This window comes from Micromonospora sp. BQ11 (assembly GCF_052068135.1).
Lineage (GTDB): Bacteria > Actinomycetota > Actinomycetes > Mycobacteriales > Micromonosporaceae > Micromonospora.
Window position 1 is genome coordinate 357866 of sequence record NZ_JBQHDB010000005.1, and the last position, 20358, is coordinate 378223.

Sequence of the window (20358 nt, forward strand, 5' to 3'; positions counted from 1 at the left end):
CCCGCTGTAGCCCCCCGGCGAACAATGCGTGAATCCTATGGGTCGGTCATCGACGTTCACAAGTGTTCGGGGCCCGGAGTCGGCCACTCCCGCTCGGCGGGCCGATCCCAGGGCGACGGGTCGTCGCGCAGGCGGCTGTAGAGCAGGCCGTCGCACCAGCGGCCAGCCCGGAACTCGGCGGCGCGGACGACGCCCTCCCGCTGGAAGCCCGCCCGCTCCAGGGCCTGCTGCTCGGCCACGTTCTCCGGATGGGTGCCGGCCTGGATGCGCTGCGCCGGGGTGTGCAGGAACAGGTAGTCGCAGAGCAGCACCTGCGCGCGCCATCCGATTCCCCGCCCCCGCCACGGTGGCAGCAGGGCGATGCCGATCTCCCAGTAGCCCGCCGTCCCGCCGTACACAGCATGGTGGAAGCCGACGAAGCCGGCGGCGGCCTCCTCGGCCTCGACCTCGACGACGAGCCGGCCGTCCTTCTCCCCCAGCCACCCGTCGGTGGCGTAGCGGCGTTCCGCCGCGCCCGGGTCACGGAAGCCGTGCCAGTCGTGACCGACCAGGCCGGGCTCGACGGCGAACCGGCGGAACATCGCCAGGTCCGGCTCGGTGACCGGCCGCAGCCGGACCCCGTCGCGCCGGACCTCTCCGCCGGTCTCGGCAGGACCGCCACCCCTGGCCATCAGACCACCGTAGCCAGTCCCGACCGCGGTGCGCGATCCCGCGCTGTCGGGCGTCGGTGCCAGCTCCCGCCACACGTTCCCAGGCCTCGACCGCGGTGGCGCGGCCCGACCCGTCGGCCGCGGCGCTGTCGCGCCTTCCCGGACGTGGTCCGGCCCCCGTACGCCGTCACACCGTGAGGACGACCTTGCTGCACTCGTCCTGCTTCTTCTGGAAGATCCGGTAGCCCTTGGGGGCGTCCTTGAGCTTCATGTGGTGGCTCACGACGAAGCTCGGGTCGATCTCGCCACGCCGGATGCGCTCCAGGAGCGGGCGGGTGTAGCGCTGCACGTGACACTGCCCGGTACGCATGGTCAGCGAGCGGTTCATGAAGGCGCCCATCGGAAACTTGTCGACCATTCCCCCGTACGCGCCGATCACCGACACCACCCCGCCGTTGCGGCAGGCGAGGATGGCCTGCCGCAGCGCGAACGGCCGCTCGGTCTCGGTGCGGGTGGCCTGCTTGGCCCGGTCGTACGCGTACACACCGGCGTTGCCGTGGTGTCCTTCCAGGCCGACGGCGTCGATGCAGGCGTCCGGGCCACGGCCCGCGGTCATCTCGTTGAGGGCGTCCCGCACGTCGGTGTCCTCGTAGTTGATCGTCTCCGCGCCGGCGTGCGTGGCGGCCAGCCGCAGACGGTACGGGTACCGGTCGATGACGATCACCCGGGCGGCGCCGAGCAGGCTCGCGCTGGCGGCGGCGAGCAGCCCCACGGGGCCGGCCCCCCAGACCGCGACCACGTCGCCGCTGGTGATGTCGCACATCTCCGCACCCATGAACCCGGTCGGGAAGACGTCGGCGAGCATCACCGCCTGGTCGTCGGTGACGTCGTCGGGAAGCTTCTGCGGCCCGACGTCGGCGAACGGCACGCGGACGTACTCGGCCTGACCCCCGGCGTATCCGCCGAGCAGGTGGGAGTAACCGAAGATGGCCGCCGGCGAGTAGCCCATGATCTTCTCGGCGGCGCGGGCGTTCGGGTTGGAGTTCTCGCAGACCGAGTAGAGCCCACGCTGGCAGGAATTGCAGTGCCCGCACGCGATCGGGAACGGCACGACGACCCGGTCGCCGCGGCGCAGGTTGCGCACCTGCGGGCCGACCTCCACGACCTCGCCCACGAACTCGTGGCCGAGGATGTCGCCCTTGCGCATGGCCGGGACGTAGCCGTGGTAGAGGTGCAGGTCGGAGCCGCAGATCGCGGTCCTGGTGACGCGGACGATCGCGTCCCGGGCGTTCATGATGGTGGGGTCGGGCACGGTGACGACCTTGACTTTGTCCTTGCCCATCCAGGCGGTGGCCCTCATCGGTTGCCTTCCTCTGTTGTCACCGGCGGCTGGTCGGCAGCGGCTGCGCCGGACGCTGGTGGACCTGCTGGCGTACCGATATGCCGTCGGGGTTGCCCTCGGAGCGCACCACCTCGCCGGCTTCCAGCACCTGCTTGAACCGGCGCAGGTCGTCGCGGACCTGCTGCTCCGGCTCCTCTCCGAAGAGCTTGGCCACCGCCCGGCCGAGGGCTCCGGCCGGTGGCGCGTACCGCAGGTGCACCCGCACCTCGGTGCCGCGGTCACCGGGCGCCGGCTCGAACCGCACCCGGCCCGCGTTCGGCACCCGCGCGCCCGGCAGCGACCGCCACGCCACCCGCCGGTTCGGCTGGTCCTCGACGATCTCCGCGTCCCACTCGACGTAGCGGCCGGCCGGGCCACGGGCGACCCAGTGGGTCCGGCGCAGGTCGTCGGTGCGGACCGACTCCAGGTGGGACATGAAGCGCGGCAGGTTCTCCAGGTCGCGCCAGAACCGGTACGCCTCGGCCGGGGAGCGGTTGACGGTCACCGCGACCCGTACCTCGATGACCCGCCGCCAGGCCCGCCGGGCGCGTCCAGCGCGTACGGCGGCGAGCAGGTCCAGCGCGGCCACTCCCCCGACCACGGCGGTGGTGAGCGTCAGCCGGCGTCGCCGCTCGCCGCGCCGGTCGGCCATCGCCCGGGAGAGCAGGGTGAGGTCGAGCGCGTCCCCGGCCACCCGGGCCCACGCTCCGCCGACCGGCCGGCGACCGGCGGTCAGCCCGACTCCGTGGGCCAGGTACCGCGCGCCGAGCGCCGGGACCAGGGTCCGTGCCGCCGGCACGTCGTCCACGCCGGTCAGGCGGGCAACGCGCTGGGGTACGGCGAGAGCGCCGCCGCCAATCGCGAGGCTCAGCCAGCCCAGGGCGCGGGGCAGCCGGATCGCGGGCTGCGGTCCGTCCAGTTCGCGCAGCAGCACGCCGTCGTCGTCGTCGTCCACCCTCTGGCCCTCCGATCGGCACGGGACCACGGGCACGAGTGCCCCGTGGTCCGGCGATGGTTCCGCCACGTGACGTTATGCGACTGATTCGGCCGACGAGCCCGATTCCGCCGAATGGCCGCGGAGGCATCAGCGCTTCATCCGTGACCGTGACTTCGTGCGACGGTCGAGGAGCGTCACGACCAGCAGGGCGACGACGTTCGCCGCGGCCACGCCGAGCAGCGGCGCCGCGGACCCGATGAACGCGACGACCAGCAGGGCGGCCAGCCCGAGCGACCGGTACCACGACAGCCGGCGGTAGATGAGCGCGGACAGGGCGACGCGACCGGCGAGAAACAGCACGGGCCCGGCGACGGTCAGGGCGATCCCCACACCGGACGCCTTGTCGGTGGGATGCGCGATCACCAGGTCGGCGGCCACCGACGTGGCCACCACACCGGCGATCATGACCAGGTGCAGGTTCCCGGTGAGGGTGGCGAACCGGAGCGGATCCCGCTGGTCGATGGCGGCGCCCAGGGACGGGCCGGCCGGCGCGGTGTACAGCCGGCCGACCAGCACCGCGGCGGTGAAGGCCAGAAGGAAGGCGGCGGACTGCATCGGGGCCAGCTCGGTCGCCGAGTACGCCAGACCCGCCCCGATGATCAGCTCACCGAGCGCGATGATGAAGATCTGCTGGAACCGCTCGGTGAGGTGCCCGCCGCGCAGCCGCAGTTCACCGTGCTGCGCCCGGCCCAGTCCGGGGACCGGCCAACCCAGGTGCGGTGCCGCGTAGTCCAGCGTCAGGGCCACCACCCAGGCCGGCACCCGTACCGCCGGCCAGGCCGCCCCGACCAACCAGAAGATCCCGGACGCGACGAACCAGATCAGGATCCGCAGCGTACGGCGGCGCAGGGGATGCCCGCGCAGCGCCACGGTCGTGACGATGCTCCGCCCGACGTGGAGCGCGACGTACGCCCCGGCGAAGAGAGCCGCCCGGCTGCCCGTCGCGTCCGGCACGGCGACGCTCATCAGCAGCACCCCGAGCGTGGCGCCGACGAGCAGGGCCCGCACCGCGCGGTGCTCGCGGGCGAACCAGTCGGTGAACCAGGCCGTCACCACCCAGACCGACCACAGCGGAAGCAGGAGCAGGGCGGTGCGGGCCGCCCCGGCGAGGCTCGTGTCGGCCAGCAGGACGAGCGAGATCTGCCGCAGCGCGAGGACGAACGCGAGGTCGAAGAAGAGTTCCAGGAACGACGCCTGAAGTGGTTCGTCGCGGCGTCTCAGCAGCGCGGCCGGACGACTCACCCTGGTTGCTCCTCCCGGCGTTTCCCGGTCCTCCACGTCCACGCCCTGCGATCGCCGATTGTCCCGGCGGCACGGGGGACCGTGGACCCGATACATCCGACACTCACCCTGACGGGGTACATCGACGGAGATGCGTGTCGGAGAGCGCGTGGCCGTGGGCCGGATCGATCAGGAATCGAGAAGTGCCGGCCGTACCGCCGCACCTAGCCTGATCGTCATGGACATCACCATTCACACGACCTTCCTGCCGCACGTCGACCCGGACGCCTCGCTGGCCTTCTACCGCGACGTCCTCGGCTTCGAGGTTCGCAACGACGTCGGCCAGGGCACGATGCGGTGGATCACCGTCGGCCCCGTCGACCAGCCCGGCACGTCGATCCTCCTGGCCCCGCCGGCCGCCGATCCGGGGATCACCGAGGACGAGCGCCGCACCATCGCCGAGATGATGGCCAAGGGCACCTACGGCTGGATCCTGCTGGCCACCCGGGACCTGGACGGCACCTTCGAGAAGCTGCAGGCCGGTGCCGCCGAGGTCGTCCAGGAGCCGACCGAGCAGCCGTACGGCATCCGCGACTGCGCCTTCCGCGACCCGGCGGGCAACCTGGTCCGCATCCAGGAGCTGCGCTGACCGGTCCGGTCGTCGACGGAAGGAGTTCTCTGGTGTGTCGCCCCGCCTGGGGGCAGGCCCTGGCCGCCCAGCACCGACGCGACCGCGCGCGACCGCACGGGGACGATCCGGAGGGTCCCGACCCCGGCGAAGCCGGAGCGTACGGACCCGTGACCGACGGCGACGCCGGAGCCTGCACCGACCCGAACCGGTCGTGGCCGGCGACAGCGCCGGCGCACACGCCCTGACCCGTCGCTGGCCCCTGATCCACCGGGCGCCGCTCACGAGACGTCCGCCGCACCGGACGACGATCAGCGAGGAGCCCCTCCCCGCAGGGAGGGGCTCCCACGACATGACCGGAGGAAGCATGACGGGCACACCGCCGCGTGGACTCGACCAGAGGCTGCGGGACACTCACGCGAGGCTGGAGAGCGACGTCGACCTCTGGGTCGCGACATCGGGCTCTCCGGGCGGAGTCCACCTCGTCCCGCTCTCGTACCTCTGGGACGGGACCGCGCTCGTCATCTCGACGCCACGCGACTCGGTGACCGGCCGCAACCTGCGGGCGGACGGCCGGGTACGCCTCGGCCTCGGGCCGACGCGCGACGTCGTCATGGTCGACGGCACCGCCGAGCCGGTGGACATCACCGAACTCGGCCCGGCGGCGGGCGACGCCTTCGCGACGAAGACCGGCTTCGACCCGCGCCGGCTCGACGAGCCCTACCAGTACTTCCGGATCCGGCCGCGGCGCGTCCAGGCCTGGCGGGAGGCCGACGAGCTGCGGGGACGCGACCTCATGCGCGACGGCCGCTGGCTCGGCTGACCGCCGTCCGGGCCGGCTCGATCAGCGCAGCGACCGGAAGGCGGTGCGCAGCTCCTCGGTCAGGAGCATCGGCTGCTCGAAGGCCGCGAAGTGCCCACCCTGGTCGAGTTGGTTGTAGTGGATGAGGTTGGGATACGCCTGCTCGGCCCAGCTCCGCGGGGTCTGGTAGAGCTCGTCCGGGAAGACGCTCACGGCGGCCGGGACCGTCACTCCCTTGGCGGCGAAGAAGGAGAGCTTGTTCTCCCAGTAGATGCGCGCCGCCGACACGCCCGTGTTCGTCAGCCAGAAGAGCGTGACGTTGTCGAGGACGTCGTCCCGGGTGAGGCCGACCTGCTCTCCGGCGAAGGCCCGGCAGATCAGCTCCAGACTGGCCGCGTCGTGGTCGATCATGTAACTCGCCAGGGCGATCGGCGAGTCCGCGAACCCGGTCAACGTCTCCGTGCGCGTCCCCATCATCAGCGCGTAGGCGGAGTGCTGCCAGAAGAAGTGCAGCTGTTCGCACGCCCGCCGCTCCTCGACGGAGAGGCCGGACGGCAGCCCGGCCAGCGCGTCGCCCGCCCCGGTGATGTCCGACTGGAGCAACGTGTCGATGTCCGGCGGGACGGTGCCCGGCATGTTGGTGTGGATGCCGGCCAGTTCCCGCGGCGCCTGCAGGCCGATGACGTCGGTGATGAGCGCACCCCAGTCGCCACCCTGCGCGACGTACCGCGAGTAGCCCAGACGACTCATCAGTTCGATCCACGCCTTCGCGATGCGCTCGGGACCCCAACCGGGCGTGGTCGGCTTGCCCGAGAAGCCGTAGCCGGGCATCGACGGGATCACCAGGTGGAAGGCGTCCGACGCGGACCCGCCGTGCGCCGTCGGGTCGGTGAGCGGGCCGATGATTTTCATTTGCTCGATGATCGAGCCCGGCCAGCCGTGGGTGACGATGAGCGGAAGCGCGTCGTCGTGCTTGGACCGGATGTGCAGGAAGTGGATGTCGAGCCCGTCGATCTCGGTGATGAAGTTCGGCAGGTCGTTCAGCCGTGCCTCGACCTTGCGCCAGTCGTACTCCTTCTCCCAGTACGCGGCGAGCGCCTGGCTCGTCTCCAGCGGCACACCCTGCGACTGGTCGTCGACGGTCTGCTTCTCCGGCCAGCGGGTGGCCGCGATGCGTGCCCGCAGGTCCTGGAGGTCCGCCTCGGAGAACTCCACCCGGAACGGCCGGATGTCGGTGGCGGTACGGGTCAGCGTCTGTGTCCTGGCAGCCACGTGGGCCTCCTTCTCGTTCGGCGTGATCGGATCCAGCGGAAGGCGCTGGAAATCAGGTGCCGCTCTCGCCCCGGCGGGGCAGCTTCCAGTCCGGCCGGACGAAGTGGCAGGTGTACCCGCCGGGGTTGCGTTCCAGGTAGTCCTGGTGCTCCGGCTCGGCCTCCCAGAACGGGCCGGCCGGGCTGACCTCGGTGACCACCTTGCCGGGCCACAGCCCGGAGGCGTCGACGTCGGCGATGGTGTCCTCGGCGACCTTCCGCTGCTGGTCGTCGGTGTAGAAGATGGCCGACCGGTAGCTGACACCCACGTCGTTTCCCTGGCGGTTCTTCGTGGTCGGGTCGTGGACCTGGAAGAAGAACTCCAGGAGGTCGCGGTAGGACAGTTCGTCCGGGTTGTAGACGATCTCGATGGCCTCGGCGTGGGTGCCGTGGTTGCGGTACGTCGCGTTCGGCACGTCCCCGCCGGTGTATCCGACCCTCGTGTCGACCACGCCGGGGCGTTTCCGGATGAGATCCTGCATCCCCCAGAAGCAGCCGCCGGCCAGGATCGCCTTCTCGGTGGTGTCGGTCATCGCTCCACTCCGTCCAGGTGCTCGATCGTCAGGACACGCGCTACGGGCCGAAGGTGAAGACGTACGCGCGGAATCCGGGTCGGTCGGTGACGAGGGTCAGCAGGTGGTCGACCCGGGACGCGTCGGCGACGAGCCGGATCATGGCCGCCCGGTCGATCCGTGCCACCGCGTCCGGATCGACGTCGGGGCCGCGTTCCTCGCCGATCGGGTTCCCGTCGAGCAGCACCTGAATCGCGGCCTGCCCGGTGGGTCCCGGGTCGACGACGAGGTTCACCTCGCCGGCGGTGAAGGGCAGCACGAGTTCCCCGCTGCCGCCGGTGAGTTCGACGTACTCGCCCTCGCTCCGCCAGTCGCCGGCGACGGTGGACGTGCCCGGCACGGCCCGGTCGGCCCCGAGGTACGTCTCGGGGGTGATGCCGACGTAGGTGGGTTGCCCGGTCGTGACGAACGCCGTCACCTCGGGGCTGACCGGCGGCAGCGCGGTGCCGGGTGCCCGGACCTCGACGAGTCGGCGGATCTCCGACTCCACCCGTTCGTAGTCGCCCTCACCGACCCACCGGTCGACGAGCCGACCGTCGGCGTCGAAGAGGTACTTCGCCGGCCAGGCGTCGTTGCGCAGGGCCCGCCAGAACGTGAAGCGGTTGTCCAGCGCGATGGGGTAGGTCAGGCCGTGGTCGCGGATGGCCCGGTCGATGTGTGCGGCGTGCCGGCCGAACGCGAACTCGGGCGCGTGCACACCGACGACGCTCAGGCCCAGGTCGGCGTAGTCGCGGTGCCACGCCTTGACGTACGGCGCGGTGCGGATCCAGTTGACGCAGGTGTACTCCCAGATGTCGACCAGGACCACCCGGCCGTGCAGGTCGTCGGGGGTCAGTGGCGGCGAGTTCACCCACCGCTCGACCGTGATCGGAGGGAGCCGCACGGTCATGTCCGTGCTTCCGCCGCAACGTCCACGGCTGCGGCGCCGACGATGGACTTGTCGCCGTTGTTCTGCACATAGCCGACGACCGAGGCGTGTCGGGGGTCGACGTCCGGCGGCACGGTGATCTCGACCCGCCCGCGCCCCATGTCCAGCTTCGCGGACGTGAAGGCGCGTACGACGCCGTCCTGCCGCAACCGGCGCCCGGCGTTCTCGCCCCGGGGGACGTCGTTCTCCAGGCCCCGTTGCACGACGGCCACGTTCAGGACCGCCTGCTCCGGCGGATGCTCGGCCTGGTAGTCCACCGCCAGCCGACCCCCGTCGCCCCCGTCGGAGTTCTCGACCGACAGGGTGAGCGACGTGGCGGCCGCCTCCCCGAGGGCCGCCCGGATCGCCGACGACGCCGCCCGGTCGTTGGAGCCGACGAACTCGACGGTGCCGTTGACGATCATCTGCGGCGTGTACAACCCTCCGGAGCCGAAGGCGCGCGCGTACGCCTCCTGGCGCAGGGTGTGCGCCGGGTCGCCGTACGGGTCGGCCCAGCCCAGGTGGTCCCAGTAGTCGACGTGGAACCCGAGGGCGTACACGGGCTGCCCGCGCTCGCGAGCGTCGCGGTCGATCTCGGACAGCACCTCCTCGGCGGGAGGGCAGCTGTCGCAGCCCTGGGAGGTGAACATCTCCACGACGGCGAAGCCACCGCCCTCTCCCGGACGTCCACTCCCCGACCCTGTGCGCGCTGTGTCCGTCATGGCGCCGCCTCCCCGGTCAGTCTCTGCTGGCGGCCCCTGCCCTTCCCGTTAGGCCCGCGACCATTCCCCTCTGCCGACCGACCGGTTGCGACAAAAAGGATCGCGTCCCGCAAACCAGTCATGCGATCGTTGCCGCATGCCCCAGCCGACCGTGCGTACCGCACGCCTGCTGCTCGTTCCGCTGGCCGACCGGCACCTCGACCTGGAGGTCCACCTGGACTCCGACCCGGAGGTGCTCCGCCACCTCTACGGCCGGGCGCGGTCGAGGGAGGAGGTGACCGCCTCGCACGCCGAGCGGATGGGCCTGGCCGCCCGGGGGGACGACCTGGGCTTCTGGATGGCGTTCGGCTCCGACGACTGCGCGCCCGGCTCGACGCCTCCGGCGGGTGAGGACGACGGCGACTTCGTCGGGCTGATGATGCTTCCGCCCGCGCACGGCCCCGACCGGCCCGCCGACCCGACGGTCAGCGAACTCGGCTACCGCCTGGTCCGCCGGCACTGGCGGAAGGGCCTGGCCAGCGAGGCGTCGCGCGCCCTCCTGCGGCACGCCTTCGACACCGTCGGGCAGAGGAGGGTGATCGCGCAGACCATGGCCGTGAACACCGGGTCCCGGCGGGTGATGGAGACGATCGGCATGCGGTACGTCCGGACGTTCATCCCGTCCTGGGACGACCCGCTGCCCGGGACGGAGCTGGGCGAGGTCGAGTACGAGATGACCCGCGACATGTGGACGGTCGTCAGGCGCTCGTGAGGATGACGAGCTGCCGGGTCGCCCGGGTCATCGCGACATAGCGGTCGACCGCTCCTTCGATGCCGGTACCGAACGTTTCGGGGTCGACGAGGACGACCAGGTCGAATTCGAGTCCCTTCGAGAGCACCGGAGTCAGCGACCGGACGCGGGACGTCGGCTCGAAGGTGGGATCGCCGATGACACAGGCGTTTCCCTCGGCGTGCGCGGCGAGCCAGGTGTCGAGGATCGCGTCCCGGTCGGCGGCGCATCCGTGGACGACAGGCACGTCGCTGCTCCGGATCGAGGTGGGCACGTTGGCGTCCGGCAGCACGGCCCGGATGACCGGCGCGGCCTCCGCCATGATCTCTTCCGGCGTCCGGTAGTTGATGCTCAGGGCGGCCAGCGTGATCCGGTCGATCCCGATCCGTTCCAGCCGCTCCTGCCACGACTCCGTGAACCCGTGCCGGGCCTGGGCCCGGTCGCCGACGATCGTGAAGCTGCGGGACGGGCAGCGGAGCAGCAGCATCTGCCACTCCGCGTCGGTCAGCTCCTGCGCCTCGTCGACGACGATGTGCGCGAACGGGCCGGCCAACCGGTCCACGTCGGCGCCGGGCAGGCCGGCCTCGTCGACCAGGGCATCCTGGAGGTCGAGTTGGCGCAGGCTCGACAGCACACCCTCGCCGTCGTCATAGGTGTGTGCCTCGATCAGCTCGTCGACGACCGTGGCGCGGCGCTCCCGTTCGACGGCGACGGCGGCGTCGTTCCGGCGGGTGCGCCGGGACGCCTCCGGGTCGCCGAGCCGCTGCCGGGCCGCGTCCAGGAGCGGCAGGTCGGACAGCGTCCACGCCCGGGCGTCGTCGCGCTGGAGCGTCCGGACCTCGTCGACGCTGAGCCAGGGCGCGCACCGGCGCAGGTACGCGGGCACCGACCACAGGTCTCCGACGAGGTCGGCCGCGTCGAGCAGCGGCCACGCGCGGTGGAACGCCGTGAGCAGTTCCGTGTTCCATAGCAGCGACCGGCGGACCAGGTCGTCCGGCTCGTCGCCGTCGTACCGGTCCAGCAGGATCGTCACCAGCTCCTCCCAGATCTCGTCACGCGCCTCGTTGTGCGGGGTACCGGGTCCCACCCCCGCGAACGCCTCGGCCCAGTCCTCGGCACTCAGCCAGATGTCGGTGTCGTCGGTGGTGACCGTCATTCCCCTGGCCGGCGGCTCCTCGTAGAACCGCACGGCCGCCTCGACCGCCGTCACCATGTCCGCGGACGACTTGAGACGGGCCACCTCCGGGTCGGTCTCGGCGGTCGCCGCGGCGCCCTCGGCGACGAGGTCCCGCAGGGTGCAGATCTGCACGTCCTCCTCGCCGAGGCTGGGCAGGACGTCGCCGACGTACGCCAGGTAGGGCTGGTGCGGACCGACGAACAGCACACCGCCGCGGCGGTGGCCGAGGCGAGGGTCGGCGTAGAGGAGGTAGGCGGTGCGGTGCAGCGCCACGACCGTCTTCCCGGTGCCCGGACCGCCGTCGACGACGAGAGCACCGCGGGAACCCGCTCGGATGATGGCGTCCTGGTCGGCCTGGATGGTGCCGAGCACGTCCCGCATCCGGCTCGATCGGCTGCCGCCCAGGCTGGCGATGAAGGCCGATTGGTCGTCGAGGGCGGCGTGCCCCTCCAGACCGTCCGGGGTGAACACCTCGTCCCAGTAGTCGGTGATCCGCCCGAGGGTCCAGCGATACCTGCGGCGGCTCGCCAGGCCCATCGGGTTGCCGTGGGTCGCGGCGAAGAACGGCTCGGCCGCCGGAGAGCGCCAGTCGAGCAGCAGCCGCCGACCCGCGCCGTCGGTGAGGCCCCGTCGTCCGACGTACACGGGCTCGGGGTCGTCCGCGCCGACCATGCGTCCGATGCACAGGTCCAGACCGAAGCGACTCAGGGCGCGCAGGCGGGCGGTCAACCGGCGGACCTCCATGTCCCGGTCCACCGCCTGCCGGCCCTTGCCACCGGGTGCCCGGCGCGCGGCGTCGAGGCGATGGGACAGGTCGTCGTGCAGTTCCTGGAGGCTTTCGGCCATGGCCGCGAAGTGCCGCTCGTCGCGGTCGATCAGCGTCGGATCGGCCTTGGCGCAGAGCTGCTCGGGAAGGTTGAACGCACGGGAATGCAATTCATCAATTCCGTTCTGAGGTCGTTCCTGCCGCCGTTGCACGGTTTCCGTTTCCGCAGGTAGCGGCCTTGGCCGGTGATTCTGCGGCACCACCCGGGTCTTGCGGCAAGCCCCCCGGTGCGCTATACGTTAGGAGTGGAAGGGAGTAGTCACTCCCTTTTCCCTTCATCGTCCGCTGGACGGACAACCCCCTCGCGAAGCAGCGGCATGCCGCGCACCCCGGTGCCGTCCTCGTCCAGAACGCTGCGAGTCGCCGCCCGGAGGTCGTCGCCGGGCGGCGGGAGCGGTGGGCGAAACCAGCGCCGCAGTCATCCGTGAGCTCCGATATGTCGGGCGCGCCTCCAGAACACATTGACATCACTGCATATGAGCTTTAGTGTCTGGACGCCGTACAAGAAATGAAACGTTTTAACCCCCGCGATCCCCGTCAGGAGGCGTCGCCATGCACCGTCCCCCGCTCCGCTCGCGCACCTCAACCCGCACCCGCTCGCGCACCTCGACCCGCACCCGGCGGACGTTCACCGCACTGGTTGTCGCCGCCCTCGCGGCGAACACCATCGTCGCCGCCACTCCCGCCGTCGCCGCCACCCCGGTCAGCGTCAGCGGAGCCCACTGGGTCTGGTATCCCGAGGGCGATCCCCGTACCGCGGCGCCCGTCGGCCACCGGTACTTCCGCAAGACGTTCACCGTCGCCGCCGGCGCGATCAGCGACGCCCAGCTGGTGATCACCGGCGACGACACGGTCGACGTCTGGCTCAACGGCAAGCCGCTCGCCGGCTCCACACGAGCCGTCGACTCGTGGAAGAACGCGCTCTACGTCGATCTCCAATCCGCCCTGGTGGCGGGTACCAACACCCTCGCGGTGGCCGTGCAGAACACCACGGCGAGCCCCGCCGGTGTGCTGGGTCGGGTGCACGTGGTCACCGCCGGTGGCACCACCGATCTGATCACCGACGGGAGTTGGAGAGCGTTTCAGAGCGCGCCGGTCGGCTGGGAGCAGCCGGGCTTCGACGACAGCGGCTGGGCAGGCGCCGCCGATCTCGGCACATACGGCATCGCGCCGTGGAACAGCCAGGTCGTCGACCCCACCATCGGCGCGAACTCCCCACTGTCGATCGCTTCGGCAACCACGGAACGGCACACCGAGCCACTCGGCATCGACGCCGCAGCACCGCGATTCGGCTGGAAACTGTCGGCCTCGACGGTGCAGCAAACTCAGGGCGCGTACCAGGTGATCGTGGCCAGCACCAGCGCGAATGCCGCCGGCAACACGGGTGACGTCTGGGACAGCGGCCGGGTTGCCAGTCGGCAGTCGGTCGACGTCGCGTACGCCGGTCCGCCGTTGACCTCACTGAAACGTTATTTCTGGCGGGTACGGGTCTGGGACTCCCACGGCCGCCCCAGCGCCTGGAGCGCCACCCAGTCGTTCGAGACCGGATTGCGCAACCCGGCGACCGAGTGGCAGGCGTCGTACATCGGCCAGCCGACCACGACGGACGGCCTCGCCGGTGCCACCTGGATCTGGTATCCGGAAGGCGATCCGCTGGCCGGCCTGCCGGCGATGACGCGCTACTTCCGGCGCACCTTCAGCCTGAGCAGCGCCCCGAGCCAGGCCACCCTGATGATCACCGGTGACGACACCGCCGACGTGTGGGTGAACGGCACGCAGATCAGCACCTCGCCCCGGGCCACCGACTCGTGGAAGCAGGCGGCGGTCGTCGACATCGCCGGACGGCTCGTCCCCGGCACCAACACCATCGCCGTGGTCAGCCAGAACAGCACCCAGTCCCCGACCGGCATGATCGCCAAGCTGACCGTTGCCGGCGGCCCGACGATCCACACCGACGCGGCCTGGAAGGCTTCGCAGAGCGGCCCGGCCGGCTGGGAGCAGCCCGGCTTCGACGATTCCGGCTGGGTCGCCGCCCAGGCGTTGACCGCATACGGCAGCGGGCCGTGGGGCACGCAGGTGGGCTCCCGCAAGGTGTCCCCGCTGCTGCGCAAGGGCTTCACCGTCAGCAAGGACGTGGCCAGTGCCCGGCTGCTCACCACGGCGCTCGGCCTGCACGAGACCCGGCTCAACGGCGCAAAGGTCGGCAACGACGCACTCGCCCCTGGCTGGACCGACTACAACGACAGACTGCAGTACAAGGTCTACGACGTCACCGGCCAGATCCGGCACGGAGCCAACGCGCTGGGTGCCTACCTTGGCAACGGCTGGTTCTCCGGCAGCATCGGCTTCGCCGGTTCGCAGCGCTACGGCACCCAGCCGTGGTACTCGGCACAGTTGCAGATCACCTTCACCGACGGTACCAGCACCGTGATCAAGACGGACAACACCTGGAAGACCACCGCAGGTCCGATCCGGGCCGACGATCTCTACTTCGGCGAGGAGTACGACGCCCGGCAGGCCATCGCGGGCTGGGACTCGCACACCTACAACGACGCCTCCTGGGGCACGCCCGCCGTCCGCACCGGCACCGCACCGCGCCTGGTGTCGCAGGTGGACAACGGGGTGCTCGTGCAGAAGGAGTTCCGGCCGATCGCGGTCACCCAGCCCAAACCGGGCGTCTGGGTGTTCGACATGGGCCAGAACTTCACCGGGTGGAACCGGGTCAAGGCGACCGGAGCCGCCGGCACCGTACTGACCATGCGGCACGCCGAGGTGCTCAACCCGGACGGCACGCTCTACCTGGACAACCTACGGGTCAACGGGCTCGCCACCGACAGGTTCACGCTGGCCGGCACCGGCGGGGAGGAGAGCTACACCCCGCGGTTCACCGTGCACGGCTACCGCTACGTCGAGTTGACCGGCTATCCGGGCACCCCGACCGCCGACACCGTCACCGGGCTCGCCGCTTGGACCGCAGGGTCGCAACTCGGCACCCTGACCACGTCGAACACCCTGCTCAACCAGGTGCAGCAGGCGATCGTGTGGGGTCAGCGCTCCAACATGCTGTCCATCCCGACCGACTGCCCGCAGCGTGACGAGCGGCTGGGTTGGACCGGTGACATCGCGGCGTTCGCGGCGACGTCCACCTTCAACATCGACATGCAGGCGTTCCTGGACAAGTTCGCCGACGACCTCGCCGACGCCCAGCACCCGGACGGGGCGTTCCCCGACACCGTGCCGGACGCCTGCTGCGGCGCCGGCACGGCGGGGTGGGGCGACGCGGGCGTCATCGTGCCGTACACGCTGTGGCAGCGCTACGGTGATCTGCGCGTGGTCGACGAGCACTTCGACGCGATGGCGCGCTGGGTCGACTACTCGCGCAACACGGCGGGTGCCGACCTGATCCGCAACACCGGCGGCTACGGCGACTGGCTCAACGTCAACGACGACACCGCCCGCGACCTCATAGCCACGGCCTACTTCTCCTGGTCGGCGCGGTTGGTGTCCCGGATGGCAGCGGCCACCGGCCGCACCGCGCAGGCCACCAGCTACGGCACGCTCGCCGATCAGGTCGCCGCGGCCTTCACCGCACGCTGGGTGTCCGGCGACGGGACCGTGGCGGGTAACACGCAGACCGGCTACGTGCTGGCCCTGGCCTTCGGGCTGCTGCCGGCCCACCTCGTACAGCCCGCTGCCAACAAGCTGGTCGGCGAGGTCAATGCGGCCGGAGGCCACCTGTCCGTCGGTTTCCTCGGCGTGGAGAACCTGCTGCCGGTGCTGGCGGACACCGGGCACGCCGACGTGGCGTACCAGATCCTGCTGCAGCCGGACTTCCCCGGTTGGGGCTACATGATCGCCAAGGGCGGTACGACCATCTGGGAACGCTGGGACGGCATTCAGCCCAATGGGGAGTTCAACACCCCGTCGATGAATTCCTTCAACCACTACGGCCTCGGTTCGGTCGGCGACTTCCTCTACCGGCAGGTCGGCGGGCTCTCCGCCGGCACGCCCGGTTACCAGTCGTTGCTGGTGGCACCGCGCCCCGGTGGCGGGCTGACCTCGGCGAAGTCGGCACTGGAAACGCCGTACGGGCAGGCGGTCAGTGACTGGTCGATCTCCGGCGGCACGCTCACCCTCCGGGTGACGGTCCCGGCCGGAGCCACCGCGACGGTACGGATGCCGGCGAGCGCGGCCGACGTCGTCTCCGCTCCGGCCCAGGCTGTCCCGTTCGGGTTCAGCCAGGTCGGCTCGCAGGGCACGGCGGTGTACCACCTCCCCGCAGGTTCGTACACCTTCACGGCCCCGGCCTAGCCAGGGACAGGGGCCGCGCGGGGTTCGTCACCCGCGCGGACCCGTTCCCCTTCGGTCCGGGCCGCACCTCCGATCGGGACCGCACAGCTGATCAGGCGAGGTCGGCTACCAGGACGACGACGAGGTGGCGCGGGCCATGCACGCCCTCGACCCGCTGCAGCTCGATGTCGCTGGTGGCCGACGGCCCGCTGATGAAGGTCAGCGGCCGGAGCGGATCGACCCGTTCCAGCAGCTCCGCTACCGTCTGCACCACCTGTGCCGCCCGCACCACACACACATGCCGGTCAGGTATGAGGGTGACGGCCCGTCGTCCCTGGTCGACCGACCCGTCCAGCACGATCGTCCCGGTCTCGGCACACGCTGCCGTGCACGCGGTCAACACGGCGTCCATCGCGTCCAACTGGACTGCCGTCAGGGTGCCGTCGTCCACCACCGCGCCGTCCGGCGCCCACCCGAATGGCAGGCCGGTCGGCACCACTGTCCGACCGACACCGTCCAGCGCCGCAGCGAGCACGGCGGGCAGGGTTTCCGGGGTGGCGCGGTGCACCGCAGCCCGGTAGTCGGCGAGCCGATCCACGAACAGCTCGAGCATCTCGTGTGCAGCCAGGTCGCCCGCTCGCCGGTAGTCCCGCACGACGGGCACCAGCCCCTGCGGGAGGTCGCCGAGCGCCGAGCGGATCCGGGCCAGCACCTCGTCGCGGGCGGTCATGACGTGCCCCTGGTGCGCAGCCACCACTCGCGGAACGTCTCGGTCGGCGGCAGTGGGATGTCGCGACTGACGGTCCACGCTGACAGTGGCGGTGGCAGAGCGCGGCGGCGCACCAGCCGGCGGCCCCAGCGAGCCAGTCGGGTGGCGAGGCCGAACCGGCCGGGGGAACGCATCACCCAGGCGGCGGCGGCCATCGCGATGGCCTCGGCGGAGGGCCGCACATGAGCGGCCGCGCGCTCCTCGACGTGCCGGGCGCGCAGGTGGACCAGGATCGACGGGATGTCGATACGCACCGGGCAGGCGTCGAAGCAGGCACCGCACAGGCTCGACGCGTACGGCAGCGAGGCGTTCAACTCCACGCCGGTGAGCTGCGGGGACAGGATCGCTCCGATCGGACCGGGATAGGTGGACCCGTAGGCGTGCCCGCCGGTGCGTTCGTAGACCGGGCAGACGTTCAGGCAGGCGCTGCACCGGATGCAGTTCAGAGCGGGCCGGCCCACCTCGTCGGCGAGGACCGCCGTACGACCGTTGTCGAGCAGCACCAGGTGGAAGTCCTGCGGACCGTCGCCGGGCGTCACGCCGGTCCACATCGAGGTGTAGGGGTTCATCCGCTCGCCGGTGGACGAGCGAGGCAGCAGCTGGAGGAAGACCTCAAGATCGGCCCAGGTCGGGATGACCTTCTCGATGCCCATGACGGTGATCAGGGTGTCCGGCAGGGTGAGGCACATCCGCCCGTTGCCCTCGGACTCGACGACCATCAGGGTGCCGGTCTCGGCCACCGCGAAGTTGGCCCCGGACACCGCCACCTTCGCCGACAGGAACTTGCGGCGCAGGTGGCGGCGGGCGGCCATCGCCAGCACCCGGGGCTCGTCGGTGAGGTCGGGGTCGACGCCGGGCATCTCCCGCAGGAAGATCTCGCGGATCTCGGCCCGGTTGCGGTGGATCGCCGGGACCAGGATGTGCGAGGGGGTGTCGTGTCCGAGTTGGACGATCAGCTCGGCGAGGTCCGTTTCCCAGGCCGCGATGCCCGCTCGGGCCAGCGCCTCGTTGAGCCCGATCTCCTGGGTGACCATCGATTTGACCTTGACAACCTCGTCGGCCCCGGTGGCGCGCACCAGGTCGGTGACTATCCGGTTGGCCTCGACGGCGTCCCGGGCCCAGTGCACGGTGCCACCGCGCTCGGTGATCGCGCTCTCCAGCCGTACCAGGTGGGTGTCCAGGTCTTTCATCGTGTTGGTCTTGATGGCTTCGCCAGCGAGCCGCAGCCGCTCCCAGTCGGGCAGCTCGGCGACGACCGCGGCGCGTTTGGCGCGGATGGTGGCGGTGGCGTGGCCGAGGTTGCGGCGCAGCGACGCGTCACCCAGGGCGATGCCCGCGGCCTGCGGGAACGTCCGCGAGCCGCGCAGTGCGCCGACGCCCGGGGACGAGTGCACCGGCATGCCGAGGAACACGGTGCTCATGGTGCCGCCTGCCTGGTCTCGGTGCCGGCGAGGATCTCGGCGAGGTGCAGGGTGCGCACCCCGGTCCGCAGCCGGGACAGCCCGCCGCCGATGTGCATCAGGCAGGACGAGTCGCCGGCGGTGACGATCTCGGCGCGGGTGCCCGTGACGTGCCGCATCTTGTCGGCGAGCATCGCTGTCGACGTGTCGGCGTTCTTGAGGGCGAACGTGCCGCCGAAGCCGCAGCACTGATCGGCGTCGGGCAACTCGATCAGGTCGATGCCCCGCACCTGGCGCAGCAGCCGCAGCGGCTTGTCGCCGACGCGCAGCATGCGCAGCGAATGGCAGGTGGGGTGGTAGGTGACCCGGTGCGGGAAGTAGGCACCGACGTCGGTGACACCAAGAACATCGATCAAGAACTCACTCAGCTCGTACGTGCGCCCCGCCACGTCTTCGGCGCGCTGGGTGAGATCGGGGCGGCCGTACCGCGTGGCGAGCGCCGCGTGCTGGTGACGGACCGAGCCGACGCAGGAGCCCGACGGTGCGACCACCGCGTCGAAGTCGGCGAAGACGGTGCTGAAGTGCTCGACGAGCGGTACCGCCTGGCGCTGGTAACCGGTGTTGACGTGCATCTGCCCGCAGCAGGTCTGCGCGGTGGGAAACGTCACCTGGTGTCCGAGTCGTTCCAACAGGGTGACCGTCGCCCGCCCGACCTGCGGAAAGAGTGTGTCGGCCAGGCAGGTGACGAAGAGCGCGATCCGCATTGGTTCACCGCCTTCTGGCAGTGGTCGCCGAGCGGGCTGATCGACGGGTCGGCGCGCTGACCCGGATGCTCGACTCGCGGACCACCAGCTCGGGCCGGAACACGACCTGCCGGTGTTGGTGCTGCTCGGGCTCGTTGGCCTCCTCCAGCAGCAGCTGGGTCGCCGCCCTGCCGAGTTGCTCGCGGGGCTGGCGCACCGACGACAGCGGCACCGCCGAGGCGGCGGCGAAGTCGATGTCGTCGTAGCCGACGATGGCGACGTCCTGCGGAACGCGCACGCCCCGCATGGTCATCTCCTGCAGCACGCCGAGCGCCACCAGGTCGTTGGCGCAGAACACCGCGGTCGGCCGGGTCTCGGCGGGCAGGTCGGCGATGTGTTTTCCGGCGCGTCGGCCGGCGGCGACCGTGAGATTGGAGGTCGGCACCACCTGGAGGTGCTGGCCGCCGGTCAGCGCGGCGATCAGGCCGGTATGCCGGTCGGTGACCTGCGCCAACGAGAACGGCCCGCCGGCGAAGGCGATCCGTTCGTGGCCCTGCTCGACGAGGTGGGCGCCGGCGAGCCGGCCGCCGAGCACGTCGTCGACGGCCACCGAGCAGCGGTTGTGCCGGCCGGAGCCGCGGTCGACCAGCACCACCGGGATGCCGCGCTCGATCAGCTGGTCCAGTCGGGCGTCCACGGTGTCGTCGACGGGGGTGATGAGCACGCCGAGCACGCGTTGCTCCTCCAGCAGGTCGAGGTGACGGCGTTCGCGGGCGGCGTCCTCATCGCTGTTGAAGATCATGATGTTGACGCCGCCGTCCTCGCCCGCCGTCTCCGCACCCCGCAGGACATCGGTGAAGAACGGGTTGGCGAGGTCGAGGGCCACCACCGCGATGGTCTTGCTGCGTCCGGCGCGCAGTTGCCGGGCCGAGTCGTTGCGGACATAGCCGAGCTCGGCGATCACCTCCAGCACCCGCTGGCGGGTGGTGGGCGCGACCAGGGCGGGACGGTTGAGCACGTTGCTCACCGTTCCGATGGAGACACCGGCGCGCTGGGCAACCTCCTTGATGTTGCTGGTCGCCATGGCTCCTCAAGGTGTTCGCTGGCACGACGGGTGTCCGTGCAGAGATAGACGCCCATTCTCGGCTGAGTAGCGCCGAGCTTACGCGCGAAATGAAACGTGTCAACTCACGG

The 20358-nt window shown here is 71.0% G+C and carries 17 protein-coding genes; 4 read left to right on the forward strand and 13 right to left on the reverse strand.

All coding sequences use genetic code 11. The features are described 5' to 3' along the window. Nucleotides 1-56: 56 nt before the first annotated feature. From ACTMSW_RS13755 to ACTMSW_RS13770, 4 genes are all read right to left on the reverse strand, one after another. Nucleotides 57-671 (reverse strand): GNAT family N-acetyltransferase, encoded by a 615-nt coding sequence (locus ACTMSW_RS13755; protein WP_441180975.1) that lies wholly within the window; start codon nucleotides 669-671, stop codon nucleotides 57-59. A 166-nt stretch (nucleotides 672-837) separates the two neighbouring features. Continuing rightward, nucleotides 838-2010, reverse strand: coding sequence for a zinc-dependent alcohol dehydrogenase (locus ACTMSW_RS13760; protein WP_441180976.1), 1173 nt, complete (start codon nucleotides 2008-2010; stop codon nucleotides 838-840). A 19-nt stretch (nucleotides 2011-2029) separates the two neighbouring features. Next, nucleotides 2030-2986, reverse strand: a complete 957-nt coding sequence (locus ACTMSW_RS13765) for an SRPBCC family protein (protein WP_441180977.1) — start codon at nucleotides 2984-2986, stop codon at nucleotides 2030-2032. 129 nt (nucleotides 2987-3115) lie between these two features. After that, nucleotides 3116-4270 (reverse strand): low temperature requirement protein A, encoded by a 1155-nt coding sequence (locus ACTMSW_RS13770; protein WP_441180978.1) that lies wholly within the window; start codon nucleotides 4268-4270, stop codon nucleotides 3116-3118. 217 nt (nucleotides 4271-4487) lie between these two features. Between ACTMSW_RS13770 and ACTMSW_RS13775 the strand changes: the two genes are divergently transcribed. Both ACTMSW_RS13775 and ACTMSW_RS13780 read left to right on the forward strand, forming a co-directional pair. After that, the gene (locus tag ACTMSW_RS13775) at nucleotides 4488-4898 is read left to right on the forward strand and encodes a VOC family protein (protein WP_441180979.1); all 411 of its coding nucleotides are present in this window, start codon (nucleotides 4488-4490) and stop codon (nucleotides 4896-4898) included. 346 nt (nucleotides 4899-5244) lie between these two features. Continuing rightward, nucleotides 5245-5700: a pyridoxamine 5'-phosphate oxidase family protein gene (locus ACTMSW_RS13780; protein WP_441180980.1), complete on the forward strand. Its 456-nt coding sequence runs from the start codon at nucleotides 5245-5247 to the stop codon at nucleotides 5698-5700. Nucleotides 5701-5721: 21 nt separating this feature from the next. Here the strand turns inward: ACTMSW_RS13780 and ACTMSW_RS13785 are convergent, their stop codons facing one another. From ACTMSW_RS13785 to ACTMSW_RS13800, 4 genes are read right to left on the reverse strand one after another with little or no spacing between them, the layout of a single operon-like run. Beyond that, nucleotides 5722-6951 carry an epoxide hydrolase family protein gene (locus ACTMSW_RS13785; protein WP_441180981.1) on the reverse strand — a complete coding sequence of 410 codons (1230 nt, stop codon included), beginning with the start codon at nucleotides 6949-6951 and terminating at the stop codon, nucleotides 5722-5724. A 52-nt stretch (nucleotides 6952-7003) separates the two neighbouring features. Continuing rightward, nucleotides 7004-7522, reverse strand: a complete 519-nt coding sequence (gene msrA / locus ACTMSW_RS13790) for a peptide-methionine (S)-S-oxide reductase MsrA (protein ID WP_441180982.1) — start codon at nucleotides 7520-7522, stop codon at nucleotides 7004-7006. Between the two features lie 40 nt (nucleotides 7523-7562). Further along, nucleotides 7563-8450: a redoxin family protein gene (locus ACTMSW_RS13795; RefSeq protein WP_441180983.1), complete on the reverse strand. Its 888-nt coding sequence runs from the start codon at nucleotides 8448-8450 to the stop codon at nucleotides 7563-7565. After that, on the reverse strand, nucleotides 8447-9190 hold the full coding sequence (locus ACTMSW_RS13800; protein WP_441180984.1) for a DUF1223 domain-containing protein: 744 nt from the start codon (nucleotides 9188-9190) through the stop codon (nucleotides 8447-8449). Before ACTMSW_RS13800 ends, ACTMSW_RS13795 begins: the two co-directional genes overlap by 4 nt. 136 nt (nucleotides 9191-9326) lie before the next feature. On the opposite strand from ACTMSW_RS13800, the gene ACTMSW_RS13805 reads away from it, so the two are divergent. After that, nucleotides 9327-9941: a GNAT family N-acetyltransferase gene (locus ACTMSW_RS13805; RefSeq protein ID WP_441180985.1), complete on the forward strand. Its 615-nt coding sequence runs from the start codon at nucleotides 9327-9329 to the stop codon at nucleotides 9939-9941. On the opposite strand, the gene helR is transcribed toward ACTMSW_RS13805, so the two are convergent. After that, on the reverse strand, nucleotides 9928-12081 hold the full coding sequence (gene helR / locus ACTMSW_RS13810; protein WP_441181065.1) for an RNA polymerase recycling motor ATPase HelR: 2154 nt from the start codon (nucleotides 12079-12081) through the stop codon (nucleotides 9928-9930). The genes ACTMSW_RS13805 and helR overlap by 14 nt on opposite strands. Nucleotides 12082-12514: 433 nt before the next feature. Here helR and ACTMSW_RS13815 point away from each other — a divergent pair, with 433 nt between their 5' ends. Next, the gene (locus ACTMSW_RS13815; protein ID WP_441180986.1) at nucleotides 12515-16273 is read left to right on the forward strand and encodes a family 78 glycoside hydrolase catalytic domain; all 3759 of its coding nucleotides are present in this window, start codon (nucleotides 12515-12517) and stop codon (nucleotides 16271-16273) included. A 91-nt stretch (nucleotides 16274-16364) separates the two neighbouring features. Here the strand turns inward: ACTMSW_RS13815 and ACTMSW_RS13820 are convergent, their stop codons facing one another. The 4 genes from ACTMSW_RS13820 to ACTMSW_RS13835 are packed head-to-tail and all read right to left on the reverse strand — an operon-like array spanning nucleotide 16365 to nucleotide 20248. Beyond that, nucleotides 16365-16982, reverse strand: coding sequence for a LutC/YkgG family protein (locus ACTMSW_RS13820; protein WP_441180987.1), 618 nt, complete (start codon nucleotides 16980-16982; stop codon nucleotides 16365-16367). Beyond that, nucleotides 16979-18442 (reverse strand): LutB/LldF family L-lactate oxidation iron-sulfur protein, encoded by a 1464-nt coding sequence (locus ACTMSW_RS13825; protein ID WP_441180988.1) that lies wholly within the window; start codon nucleotides 18440-18442, stop codon nucleotides 16979-16981. Before ACTMSW_RS13825 ends, ACTMSW_RS13820 begins: the two co-directional genes overlap by 4 nt. Next, a complete protein-coding gene (locus ACTMSW_RS13830; RefSeq protein WP_441180989.1) occupies nucleotides 18439-19185 on the reverse strand; it encodes a (Fe-S)-binding protein in 747 nt (248 codons plus the stop codon). The genes ACTMSW_RS13825 and ACTMSW_RS13830 overlap by 4 nt, the downstream gene beginning before the upstream one ends. A 4-nt stretch (nucleotides 19186-19189) precedes the next feature. Then, the gene (locus ACTMSW_RS13835) at nucleotides 19190-20248 is read right to left on the reverse strand and encodes a LacI family DNA-binding transcriptional regulator (RefSeq protein WP_441180990.1); all 1059 of its coding nucleotides are present in this window, start codon (nucleotides 20246-20248) and stop codon (nucleotides 19190-19192) included. Between the last annotated feature and the right edge of the window lie 110 nt (nucleotides 20249-20358).

What these genes read in the sequence shown, in the direction of transcription:
- ACTMSW_RS13820 (WP_441180987.1), bottom strand. Translation starts at nt 16,982, where the DNA reads ATGACCGCCCGCGACGAGGTGCTGGCCCGGATCCGCTCGGCGCTCGGC.
- ACTMSW_RS13780 (WP_441180980.1), top strand. Translation starts at nt 5,245, where the DNA reads ATGACGGGCACACCGCCGCGTGGACTCGACCAGAGGCTGCGGGACACT.
- ACTMSW_RS13805 (WP_441180985.1), top strand. Translation starts at nt 9,327, where the DNA reads ATGCCCCAGCCGACCGTGCGTACCGCACGCCTGCTGCTCGTTCCGCTG.
- ACTMSW_RS13800 (WP_441180984.1), bottom strand. Translation starts at nt 9,190, where the DNA reads ATGACGGACACAGCGCGCACAGGGTCGGGGAGTGGACGTCCGGGAGAG.
- ACTMSW_RS13825 (WP_441180988.1), bottom strand. Translation starts at nt 18,442, where the DNA reads ATGAGCACCGTGTTCCTCGGCATGCCGGTGCACTCGTCCCCGGGCGTC.
- ACTMSW_RS13815 (WP_441180986.1), top strand. Translation starts at nt 12,515, where the DNA reads ATGCACCGTCCCCCGCTCCGCTCGCGCACCTCAACCCGCACCCGCTCG.
- ACTMSW_RS13760 (WP_441180976.1), bottom strand. Translation starts at nt 2,010, where the DNA reads ATGAGGGCCACCGCCTGGATGGGCAAGGACAAAGTCAAGGTCGTCACC.
- ACTMSW_RS13795 (WP_441180983.1), bottom strand. Translation starts at nt 8,450, where the DNA reads ATGACCGTGCGGCTCCCTCCGATCACGGTCGAGCGGTGGGTGAACTCG.
- ACTMSW_RS13830 (WP_441180989.1), bottom strand. Translation starts at nt 19,185, where the DNA reads ATGCGGATCGCGCTCTTCGTCACCTGCCTGGCCGACACACTCTTTCCG.
- msrA (WP_441180982.1), bottom strand. Translation starts at nt 7,522, where the DNA reads ATGACCGACACCACCGAGAAGGCGATCCTGGCCGGCGGCTGCTTCTGG.
- ACTMSW_RS13755 (WP_441180975.1), bottom strand. Translation starts at nt 671, where the DNA reads ATGGCCAGGGGTGGCGGTCCTGCCGAGACCGGCGGAGAGGTCCGGCGC.
- ACTMSW_RS13835 (WP_441180990.1), bottom strand. Translation starts at nt 20,248, where the DNA reads ATGGCGACCAGCAACATCAAGGAGGTTGCCCAGCGCGCCGGTGTCTCC.
- ACTMSW_RS13775 (WP_441180979.1), top strand. Translation starts at nt 4,488, where the DNA reads ATGGACATCACCATTCACACGACCTTCCTGCCGCACGTCGACCCGGAC.